Here is a 12,621-nt window from a genome sequence, read left to right on the forward strand (position 1 = left end):
CGGCACACCCGGCTTCCGGCCGGATCATACAGGACCCACATGAGCTTCATCGACGCCAGCCTCGATCGCGAAGCGCTCGAGCTATTCCGGGAACGCCATTCCGACCTCCGCACCCTCCAGGACATCGTCCGCATCGACGAGGACGCCTTTGTCGCCCGTTTCGCGGCCGACGACTTCGCCTGCGACGCCCAGCTGGCGCGTCGCGTCCACCAGACTGCCGCCGCCATCCTGGAACGCGCCGCGCTGGTATGGGCCAACCTGAAGGAAGCCGCCTCGCCGCACCTGCGGCAGACGCTTTTCAACAACATTCCGGAGGCGTTCCTTCAGTACCTGTCGGAAATCCCCGACTATCAGCGTCTCTTTGGCAGCCTCGATTACCTGTCGTGCAGCCACGCGGAATCGGTGTATGGGCCGGCCGCCTATTTCGTCGATCTCCTCCGCTTCGTCGACACCCACGTCGCGAGCAATCCGGCCAACCGCATCCCGGACAGCCTGCAGCTGCACAGCCGGCGCCCCGACCTCCGCGCGATCGCACTGGACGAGCCGAACACGACGGGCCTGATCCCCTACATCGACCTCGTCATCGACGTCCTCGAGGCACTGGTACGCACCCGGGAAAACCCGGACGCCTACGCTGCGCTGGTCGATGCCGGCCATCCGTTCGATCTGCCGTTCCATCTGCCCCTCGAGGAGATCCGGGCCTACCTGGACAGGATGAAGACCAGCCTCGGGGCCATCTATGGGGCGTTCGCTCGGCCGGACGCCATCCAGATCCGCGAGCGGCTCGGGCTCTCGCCGGCGGAATTCGACCTGATCGCCGAAGCGAACGACGACGCCGGCGCGCTCGACATCCGGTACGGCGGCGCGGCCGACCTCGCCAATGTGGCCGTCTTCCTGCAGCGAACCGGACTATCGCGGTCCGACCTCAATGCGCTCATCTACCAGGATCTCGACGCGCACGAGTTCAACGCCGGCCTCTCGCGCCTCTTTTTCATCAACCGCGCCGACGACGGCCTCGGGCATCTGGCCATCGAACAGGACCCGACGCGGCCGCTGGACCCGTCCTACGGCTCGGAACGCATCCTCAACCTGAGTCCGCAGAAGCTCGACCGGATCTACCGGTTCGTCAAACTCGCCCGCAAGCTCGACTGGTCGTTCGACGATCTCGACTGGGCGCTCCGTTCGTTCGGCCCCTCATTCGAACCGGAGGCATCGCTTTCGTTCGACGGCATCAACGACGTGGTGACGATCGGAAACGCGCCGGCCGACCTGGTCGGCGACACGTTCACCATCGAAGCCTGGGTCAATCCGGCGCACGCCGGCATCCATCCTATTCTGGCCAGGGGGACGAGCGCCGGCCAGAAGGAACACGCCATCCATTTCGTGCTCTGGATCGACAGCGAGGGCCGTCTCGCGCTGTTCGACAAGCCCCTGTTTACCGCCGACGACAAGGCGCTCGAGGGCAAGACCGGCGCCGACCTCCGCGACGCGGCCGACGGCCTGTCGTACCTCCGGAGTCAGCAGACGCTGCCGATGGGCGTCTATTCCCACGTAGCGGTTTCGGTCCGCAAGGGGGATGTGGTGTTCGTCATCGACGGCGTGGCCACGCCGGCCGAAAACCCGCAGCGGCTGTCGTTCGCGCCGCTCGGGGAAGACCTCGAGATCGGCCGCGACCTCAACAGCTGTGTGTTCGAGGGCCTGATCAAGGACGTGCGCCTGTGGGCCACCGACCGGAAGCCGGACGAGATCGCGCGCGACCGCTACCGCCGGCTCAGCGGCTCGGAGGAGCACCTCGCGGGCTACTGGCCGCTCGCGCCGTCGCTCTCGGGCCGGCTCCACGACCACACCCCCGGCGCCCGGCACGGCATCGCCGGCGGCGACGTGCTCGCCATGCAGCCGGCGTGGATCCCGTACCCGCTCGTGCTCGACCCGCCGCCCCGGTCCGCCGGCCTACACTTCGACGGCATCGAGCAGTACCTGTGCGCGCGCAGCGTCGACGACTACGCCGCGTTCGGCGCGCTGACGATCGAGGCCTCGGTGCATCTCGAGTCGCTCCGCGATCAGGTCCTCATCGCCAAGGGCAGCGAGCCGTCTAAACAGCTGCAGTTTCTGCTGGGTCTGGACGCGTCGGGACGGCTCATCTTCCGCACCAGCGCCCTGCCCGGACGCGTCGTCGCCAGCGAAGGCGTCCTCGCTCCCGGCGCGCTGCGGCATGTCGCCGTAACCCTGGTGAACAAGCGGATCTCGTTCTGGATCGACGGCCAGGCCGCCGGCGCCACGGAGCTCGATGCCACCCTGTCGCTCTCGCCGCGCGGCAACAGCCTCTTTATCGGAAGCGACTTTTCCGGCGCATTCGCGCACGGCCAGATCGGCGAAGTGCGCGTGTGGAACCGATCCGTCCCCAGCGCCACGCTGCGCCGGCACATGCACCGGGAAGTCCCGCCCGAAGAACGCGAAGGCCTCGTGGGCTACTGGCGGCTCGACCGGATCGAGACGGCCGTCCTGCAAGGCGCGCCGCGGCGCATCGCGCGCGACCACGCCCGCGGCCACGACCTCGTCCTGGGCGGGTTCGTGGAAGACTACAGCCCGGAGCCGGTCGACATCCTCACGCTTCCCGGCGCGCCGGCGCCCGCTCGCCCCGGCGTTACGCTGGCGTTCGACGGCATGAACGATGGCGTCCGCCTCACCGCGACCGCACAGGCCGCCGGGTCCCCGCCGGACCGGATGACGCTCTCCTTCTGGTTCCGGGCGCAAGACACCCGTCCCATCGACCCGGACGGCCCGCGCAAGCAGGTGCTTTACGGCGTCGGCGACGAGGAGGGCGGGCTGTCGGTCTATCTGACGGAGGGCCGGCTGTTCGTCGCGGCCTGGTGCGCGGACTATGGGCCGCGCAACGTCAAGGAGACCATCCTGGCCACAAACGGGGTGCGGTCGGGCGTCTGGCACCATCTCGCCGTCACCAACGACCAGTCCGCCGCGCAAAAACCGGTCGTTTTCCGGGCCTATCTGGACGGGCAGCCGCTCGATCTGGAATCGAGCACGGTGACCGGATCCCGGCTCAAGGCCGATCAGAAAGGCGTTCCGCTCGACTTCACCGTCAGCGGCACGCTGGGCGGGATCGTCGCCCACGCCGGCATGCTTCGCCTGGCGGGCGCGTACGTGGACAGCGCCCCGCACCTCACGCACGGCTTCGCCGGCGAAATCGCCGACCTCTGCGTCTGGCGCGATACGCTCTCCCCGGACGTCATCCGGACCGAGCGCTTTGCGCCGCCGGCCGACAGCGACGCCTCCCTCGTCTACCGACTGACGCTCGACGAAGGCGGCGGGACGGCGTTCGACGTCATGACCCCGCCCGCCTCGCCCTGCAGCCCCGCCGGCGTCGCCGCCGCATGGAGCGCGCGCAACGTCTCGGCGGCCACGACCGACGCCAGCGCGCCGCTCGAAAATGCCTACCTCCACTACGCCCCCGACGCCGGCGCCTCCGCGTCGCTTCGGTGGCGCAACTACGTCTACACCGGCCGGATGCGCGCGTCAGACACGGATGCCGGGATCGGCGTGACCTTCCTGAGCCGGCATCCCGAGGGCGTCGACCGCCTCTACGCCCTCCGTCGTTTTGCCGACCGGCCGACGTTCCACCTCATCGGCTTCCCCACGACCGACGCCTCGCTGCGGATCGACACCGGCGTGGCCATGACGCCCGACGCCTGGCAACGCTTCTGGATCGAAACCGCCGACGACCCCACCGACGGCCCGGACGGCAGCACGCGCATCCGCGTCTGGCTGTGGCGCGACGGCGACGCGCGGCCGGCCGACCCCATCGTCGACGTCCTGGACGTCAGCAACGGCCGGATCGACGCCGGCAGCGTCGGCGTCTGGGGGTTTGGGCCGGGGGAAAAACGATTTGACGACCTGCAGGTCATCGAGGCCGCCACGGCCGGGGCGGATGGCGCGGTGCATCTGCTCAGCGAGTCCTTCGAGACCCACGAGGCGGGCGAGCCGCCTTCGGGATGGATCGGGACCGGCGACCGGGTGCTCTTCGGCCAGCCGGCGGACCTCTTCCAGACCGTCGTCCTGCGCGACAACCAGGTGCTCCGCACCGTGTCTTCCCAGTTCAACATCCACGCGCACTACCGCGGCGCCGGCGACTTCGCGACCTGGAATGCCTACGAATTCAGCGGCCGGATCTGGTTCGGCGACGCCGACAGCGGCGCCGGCCTGACGTTCTTCAGCCAGTACCCGGAGGCGGATGCCTACTACCGGCTCCGCCGCATCAAGGAGAAAAAACGATTCCACCTCGCGTCGCATCCCGCCGGCCGGATCAGCGAGGGCGAGCAGTCGGAGATCCCGATCGACACGCGGCCGGACACCTGGTACCGGTTCCGCATCCAGGCGATCCACGTGCCCGATCATCCGCGCCAGTTCGACGGCCACGGCGCCACGGTCCTCCGCATCCGGATGTGGGAGGACGGCACGACCGAGCCGGACACCTTCGCCATCGACGCGATCGACTTCAGCGACCCGCTGACGCACGGCACCATCGGCCTGTGGGCCGGCGACGTCGGCGAAAAGATGCTCGACGATGTGCGCGTCGTCGCGCTCGATCCGGCCGCCGGCACGGCCGGCGCTGAGCTGTACGCCAGCGATTTCGAGGCCGGCGCGGAAGACGCGCTGCCGGACGGGTGGGTCGCCACCGCATCCAACAACAGCCTGAGGCCGGCCGCGGACCTCTTCGCGCTCCATGCGTTCGGTCGACGCGTCTACGCCCCCATCGCGCCGCCCGCCGGCGACAGCCTGCACACGCACTACCTGCCGGCGCAGGGCATCGACGCCGGCGCGTGGCGGAACTACGTCTACACCGGACGGATGTACGTGGCGGATGCCGCCAGCGCCATCGGCGTCACGTTTTACAGCCGCTACGGCGCGGGCGAAGACCGCTACTACCGGCTGCGCCGAACGCCCGCCCGCCCGGCGTTCTACCTCGACGCCCACCCGCACGGCCTCGACCTGCTCTCCGGCGACCTCGCCCTGGCCGCCGTCCCGACGGCCGACGACACCTGGTATCGATTCCAGATTCAGGCCGACACCGTAGAGCAGGGCGCCGGCACGGCGACGCGCATCCGGGTCCGCGTCTGGCCCGACGGCGAAGCCATGCCGGCGGAGGACCAGATCGTCGCCCTCGACACGAGCGCCTCGCACATCACCGCGGGCACCGTCGGCCTCTGGGCCGGCGACACCGAGCGCGCGTACTTCGACGACCTGCGGGTCGGACAGCGCTACCTCGACGAAGCCTTCGCCGGATACCCCGCCGGCGCCAGCCCGGCCGGCTGGCAGGATGGCGGCAGCGACGAGGCGACCGCCCGCATCCAGGCCAACACCCTCTTCCAGGTCGGCGAGGTAACCGGCCAGCATGTCCTTGCGACGGATGTCGCCACCCGAAAGGACGTCGTCTCGATCTACAAACATCCGGCGATCGACAGCCGCGCGCTCGACAGCTACACGTACACCGGCCGGCTGCGCTTCAGCGACGAGGCCGGCGGCGCGGGTGCGGCGTTTTTTGCACGCTCGGCGGACCACAACGACTTCTACGGCCTCGTTCGCCCGGCCGGCGCCGGCGCCACGTTCCGCCTCGCCGCCTTCCCCGCCTCCCGCCGCTTCAGCGTGCAGGTGCCGGATGCGGACAAGGTGCACGACTCCGGCATCGTCGGCAAGCCCGATACCTGGTACCGGTTCCGCATCGCCGTGCGCTTCAACCCCGGCGAAAGACCCGAGGGAAAAGTCACCGTCCTGGCGCGGGTCTGGGAGGAGGGCCAGCCCGAGCCGGCCGCGTTCCAGATGAAGGCGGTCGATCGCAGCGCGCCGCTCACGGGAGGGTCTGTCGGCGTCTGGGCCACGGGCGAGGGCGCCAAATACTTCGACGACCTCGTCGTCGATCGCCTCACGCCGCTGCTGGATCAATCCTTTGAGGAGACGCCTGCCGGCCAGAAGGCGAGCGCCTGGGTCGATACGGCGTCCACGCCGCGCTTCGCGCCCGACGCGACGCGTTTCGCCACCGCGGTATCCGACGAAAACGCGCCGGCATGGCGACGCATCGCGGATCACCCCGTCTGGCCGATGCGGCATGTCGTCCGGTTCGATGGCGTGCAGCGGTACATGGCGGCTTCGGGCGCCGGCTTTGTCGATGCGGACGGCTTCACCGTCGAGGCGTGGGTATACCCGACCGAACACCGGATGAACCCGATCCTGTGCCAGGGCGAAAGCGCGTCGCGGCAGGGCGGCATCTGGTTCGGCCTGAGCGAGACGGGGGCGCCGGCTTGCGTCCACGCGCGGTCGGGACTGACGGTAACCGCCGCGTCGGGCGCGTTGCCGACGGACCGGTTCACGCATCTGGCCTTTGCCGTGTCGCCGGCGGGCGTCCGGTTCTTCATCGACGGACAGCCGGTGGATCCGGCCAGCGCGCTCACGGCCGAGGCCGAGACGATGCTGGTTCAGGCGGTGCTCAACGCCGGCGGCGACCTCGAGGTCGGGCGCGACATGGCGAACCGGTATTTCGCCGGCTTCGTCCGGGAAGTCCGCGTCTGGAAGGGCGCGCGCGATGCCGATGCGCTCGAAGCGAGCCGCTACCTGCCGGCGCGCCGGATCGCGGCGGACGGCGGCGCGGACCTGCTCGCGTACTGGACGGCGCCGGAAACGGGCGCGCCCGCGCATCTGCTCATCCCGAGCCGGGCCGGCGCCCCGCGGGCGTTGCGCCTGGGCGGCGTCGCCGGCGCCCGGCAGCCGCATCCCGTATCCAGACCCCTCTTCACCGAAACGGGATTCTGGAACCCCGAGCGCCGGGTCCTGGCGTTCCGGAGCGCTGAGGACGGGCTGCCCGTCGAAACCGGCGCCCCCCAGACGCGCCAGCGGCGCACGATTGAGCTCTGGTTCAACGCCGACGACACCGCCCGCGCGGATCGCGCGCAGGTGCTGTACCGCGAAGGAAGCGGCGAGGCCGGCCTGGCGATCTACCTCTTCGCCGGCCGGCTCCATGCCGGCGGTTACGCGGGGGTGTCGTGGCCCGGCAGCTGGCTGGCGACGGAGCGCATCCGCTCCGGCCAGTGGCATCATGTCGCCCTGGTCCTCGACGGCCGCGGCGCCCTGAAGAGCGGCGCCCTGCATGCCTATCTGGACGGCAAACCCATGGGCCGCGCCGCGGGCCGACAACTCGACGACTACACGCCGGCCGCCCTCCTCGGCGGCGCGGCGGCGGTGGGACCCTGGCACCGCGACGATATCCCGACGGCCGCGCCGTGGTTCTCGGGGCGCCTGCTGGGGCTGCGGATCTGGGAGACGGCGCGCACGGCGGACGAGATCTTCGCCGGCCGCGAAGCGCTGCTCGACACGGCCGACGACCTCGCGCTCAACCTGACCGGCGAGACGTTTTTCGGCCGCCTCGCGGCTACAGGCCGGCTCGAGGCGCTGGGCTGGCGGGATGCGAGCCCGCTGCCCGATGTCGCGCTCGACGCCGACAGCCTGGGCCGCCTCGCCCGCGCCGCCGACGCGATGGACCGCCACCGGCTGACGGTCGACCGTCTCGCCGCGATCTGGGGACCGATCAAATCGACCGGCAAGGCCGACGGGCGTACGCTCTTCGACCGCGTCTACAACGCCGACGAGGCGTCGGAGCGCCAGCCGTGGTCGCCCTATCAGCCGGCGATCCGCTGGCAGGTGGACGGCGCCGGCAACCATCCGGAAGACCTGGCGCTCCGCGCCCGGCTCATGGGCGCACTGCACCTGTCGGACGACGAACTCGCCCGGCTCGTCGCCGCGCTCAGCGGGGACGGCGCGCGCGAGGTGATGCTGGATGGCGCCTATCTCACGCGGCTCTATCGCCTGACGCAGACAGCGCGCGCCTTCGGGCTCGACATCCAGGCCATCGGCCGGCTCCTCGCGCTGACGGGCCTGACCGGCGTGGCCGGCCTCGACGACGTCCACACCCTCAGCGAGCGCAGCGCGTGGATGAAAGCCGCCGGCATCGACATCTACCTGCTCGATCTGCTGGTCCACGACATCCAGAGCGCCAGGGCGTCGTTCCACTTCGACGACGCCGGCATCCGCGATCTGGCCGACCGGCTTCGCCAGCAAGCCGCCGACTTCCTGGCCACGCCCGACCGCTTCGTGTCCGATTCCATCAGCCAGATGGAATCGATGGTCGCCGTGCGCTTCCTGGGCGGCCCCAACGCCCTCGCCGGCGTTCCGGTAACCCCCATCGCGCCGGCGCCGCTGAGCGGCGAGGGCATCGTCGAATCCACCCTGTTTCAGGCCCGCGATCTCGCCGGGCTGGAAGCCGATCCGGCGTGGCAGGCGCTCCTGAACGACCTCGCCGGGGCCGCGCCGTGGGAGGGCGTCGTCCGGCCTGAAGAACAGGCCGCCTGCACCTGGTCCGCCCGATTCGCCGCCGACCTCGACGCGTCCGTGCCCTGGGCCGCCGATGCGCGGCGCCGCATCGTACAGGCCGGCGTCGCCGCCGGCAAGGCGGACGCCGTCCTCGCCAAATTGCAGCGCCATGGCGTGCTCGGCGCGCAGGCGCAGGTCGTCCACGACGCCGTCGCGCCGGGCGCCCTCAACGAGGCGCTCCGCGCCAGCGACGGCCTCGCTTCGCCCGGCAACATCGGCGACAACGTGGTCCGTGCGATCGGCCGGGAACTGGGGGCGCTCCGCGCCATCCAGCAGTCTACCTTCCGGCGCCTCGTGGATGGCGGCATCGCGAACGCGGCGGGCGTGGTGCAGCCGGAGGCGGCGATCGACGACGACGCCCTGCGCGCACTCTACGAACCCGACGCCGCCCCGGGACCGGAGGCCCGCGCAGGCATCCGGGCGGTGATCGAACGCCGCCGCGCCATCCAGCAAACCTACGGCGGCGCCCTGTTGCAGCTCCGGGCCACGATGGAAGCGGCGCTCGAGACCGAAATCGCCGCGCTCTTCGACACCGACTCCGACCAGACGCGCGCCGTCATGGCGCATCTGGCGGCATACATGCCTCCGCATGTCGTGACGTCGACCCTGCTGGCCGTCGGCGCCGGCGCCCTGCCGTCCGAGATCGTCGGGCTGCCCGAGACGGGCGGCGCGGGGTATCTCTACCGGCTCAGCAAGATCCTCCAGCTCGCCAGGCTGTTCGGCATGAACGCCGGCGAGATCGACACCCTGCTGACCTCGCCGGCCCGCTTCGGCCTCGCCGGCGAAGCCGCCATCCTGCGTCCGGCCGTGGCCGACCTCGAGCGGCTCCACACGTACCGCACGGTGCGCGACGCCCTCGGCGCCGACCGCCTGCTGGGCTTCCTGGAGGCCGGCGACAGTGCCTCGGAAACGACCGAGGCGCTCGCGCGCCGGATCGCCGGCGTCACGGGCTGGGACGAACGGCAGGTTGCCGCGGCGATGGCCTATTTTGGCGATGCGTACGATTTCCGGCGGGCTACGGGTCTGCAGCGGCTCCGCGACGCCTTCCACCAGGCCGCGTTGACGGGTTCGGACATCCGCTACCTGATCGACCTCGCCCTGACCGACCCGGCGGACTATGCCGCCCTGCGCCGGCAGGCCGACGCCACCTTCGACGTCCTCCGCGCCCGGTACGACGAAACCACGTGGGACAAGGCGTTCAAACCCGTGCGCGACGCCCTCGCGGTCGCCCGGCGCGACGCCCTGCTGTCCCGGGTGATGCGCGACATCCCGGAGGATATCGCCAGCCGGCGCGACGCCGACCTGCTCTACGAATACCTGCTCATCGACGTGCAGACCGGCAGCCAGGTGAACGCCTCGCGCATCCAGCAGGCCATCGCCAGCGTGCAGCTGTACGTGCAGCGGTGCCTGATGAACCTCGAACGAGGAGTCGACCCCACCTCCATCCCGGAGGAGCAGTGGGCCTGGATGAAGAACTACCGGGTATGGGAGGCGAACCGCAAGGTCTTCCTCTATCCCGAAAATTATATCGAACCCGAGCTGCGGGACACCAAGACGCCGTTCTTCGCCGAACTCGAACAGGAGTTGATGCAGAGCGACATCGACCAGGCCGCCGTCGAACGCGCCTACGTGAACTACCTGGACCGCTTCCGGGAAGTCGCCACGCTCAGGATCGTGGGCAGCTACCTGCATCGCGAGCCGGAACCCGCCGGCGCCGGCAAAACCGCTCCGAGCACGGCCGAGGAGACACTGTACCTCGTCGGACGGACACAGACCGACCCGACCACCTTCTACTACCGCGAGCGCGTCACCAACCGGTTTGGCGAACGCTGGCTGCCGTGGAAAAAGATCGATCTGCCCATCAACGCCGAGTTTGCGACGCCGGTCTACGCCTTCGGCAAGCTGTTCCTGTTCTGGCCGGAGTTCGTCAAGCTGAAAAAATCCGTGCAGCGCCAGCTCGGAGCCGGCATCCGGACCGCGTACACGGTCGCCCAGCTAAACCGGACGTTCTCCAGCCCCAAAACCCGCAGCGACCAGAACGCGCTGTGGAAGGAAATCAGCGCCCTCAAGGCCCAGATGGACGCGATCAGGTTTTCGGTCTGGGGCGCGATTTTCATTGAGGTCCACCTCAAGCCCCTGTACATCCAGAAACTGGGCGAATATGCCGCGCTCAGCGTCGAAGTCTCGCTCCAGATCGGGATACGCAACGCCCTCTCCGCGGAGTTGAGCAAGGAGGACATGACCAAACTGACCGACAAGGCGTGGATCATCGACTCGGAGTATTACCTCTACAACGAAACGACCAAGAGCCGCGTCGAGCAGTCCATCGACGTCTACAACGCCACGATCAAGTACACCTACTTCAACCTCAGCGGCGCGTGGGTCCATCCGCAAACCTATGCGGCGCTGGAGAATGAGCTGACGGTGGACGAATACCGCCGGCCCGAGTGGCAGCGCCTGTATGCCCAGCAGACGCTCCAGCTCACCCAGTCGGACTCCGGTGAACGGAAGGCCGAGGCGGACCTGCTCGTCGCGCAGATCGATGCCGACACGGACATCCAGGTCCAGGGCCCCGCTTTCGGCATGAACGCGCTGACCGTCTCGTTCTGGGCGCGCATCGACGCGGCCGGCGGCGGCCGCTGGCTCGGGTGGGCGTACACGTTCCCGCCGGCGGTCCTGGACCTCCTGCCGCAGGATCCCGACGCGGACCTCCCGCCGGAGACGATCGACAAGATCGCGGCCGAACTCATCGGGCAACAGCCGCGGGCCGTGACGCAGGACGCGTTGTCTACCCCGACGGTGCTCGCCGCTTACGACGACGACGCGCTGCAGATCGAGGCGGCCAACGCCGTGACGGAGATCGCCGGGCGGGCGAAGGCCGAGAAAGCCGTCGGCGACGTGCTGGCCCTGCTCGAAGCGGCCCGCAGCCAGGCCGACCGGAACGACTTCGCCGCATGCGGCAAAAAGGCATCGGAGGCGTCTCAGGCCGCCTCGGGCTTCGAACGGGCCGCCGACATCAAGAAACAGGCCGACGCGTTGAAGCAATCCGCCGACAAGGCTGTGGCCAGCGAAAAAGCCGCCCAGGCTGCCAGCGCGGCGCTCGAAGCCGAACGCGCCAAACCGCGACCCGACGCCGCACGCGTGGCCGAACTCGTACGCCTCGCCGTGGCGGCCCGCGACGCCGCCGACCGCGACGCCCAGGATACGCGCGCGCTCGCCGAACAAACGGAGCGCGCGGCCCAGATCGCCCAGATCGCCGAACGCCTCAAACCGCGCTGGGAAGCCAAAAACGCGACGATTACGGTCCGCATGAAAGGCGCGAGCGCCACGTTGACGGCCCCCTGCGGCTACGGGGCCTGGCGCCACATTGCCCTCACGCTGGAGCGGGAGGGAGCCGGCTACAAGGCGACCCTGTACGCCGAGACGCCCACCGAAACCGCCCGGCCCGTGCAGGGCACCCTGTCGGCGCCGGCGTTGACCCCGTCGCGCAACGTCGTCATCGGCCGCCGGAGCGCCCTCGCCGCCTCGTCGTCCTCCCTGGCGATGGCCGAGGTGAGGATCTGGAACAGCGTCCGCGACATCGCCACGATCCGGGCAGACCGCAGCGAGCGGCGAACCGGATTCGAGGAAGGGCTCTTTTACCTGCCGCTCAACCTCAAGCCGATCGGCTCGAGCGTCGAGCTGGTGTCGATCCTCGACCCGAACGAGCTGTCGTTCTTCCTGCCGCGCGTGACGCTCGTCCCCCGCGAACGCATCATCCTGATGTACGGCCACGGGCGCACCAGCACCATCAAGAGCCTCCGCAACAACCTGGAGGACCAGAGCTTCTCGCTCAGCCTGGAGGCGCCATCCGGCATCGGCAAATACGACGTGCTGCTCAGCCGCGAGGCCGGCTCGAGCATCGCCTCGCCCAAGGCGATCGTGCACCTGGGCCAGACCGCCGGCCTGCAGTTCCGCGACTACGCGACCGGCGAGCCCAACGCCGTCGTGTTCGCGCCGCCGCAGACGTCGGCATCGGACCTCGATCGCCAGCGGTATCTGATGCGCAACCTGGAGGAGCGCGAATCCTCGCTGATGGATGTAAACAACCTGCCCGGATGGTATATCGTGGATACCGGAGACGAGCAGTTCCTCGCGAAAGCGCAGATCGCCCGACCGGGCTCCAACGCCCGGCAGGTCCTGACGACG

The 12,621-nt window shown here is 69.7% G+C and carries 1 protein-coding gene; it reads left to right on the forward strand.

Annotated features, from left to right (window positions below; all coding sequences use genetic code 11):
• Positions 1-39: 39 nt before the first annotated feature.
• On the forward strand, positions 40-12,621 hold a 12,582-nt coding region (locus R2834_21910), incomplete at its 3' end, for a LamG-like jellyroll fold domain-containing protein (GenBank protein ID MEZ4703004.1).

This window comes from Rhodothermales bacterium (assembly GCA_041391505.1).
Classification (GTDB): Bacteria; Bacteroidota; Rhodothermia; order Rhodothermales; family JAHQVL01; genus JAWKNW01.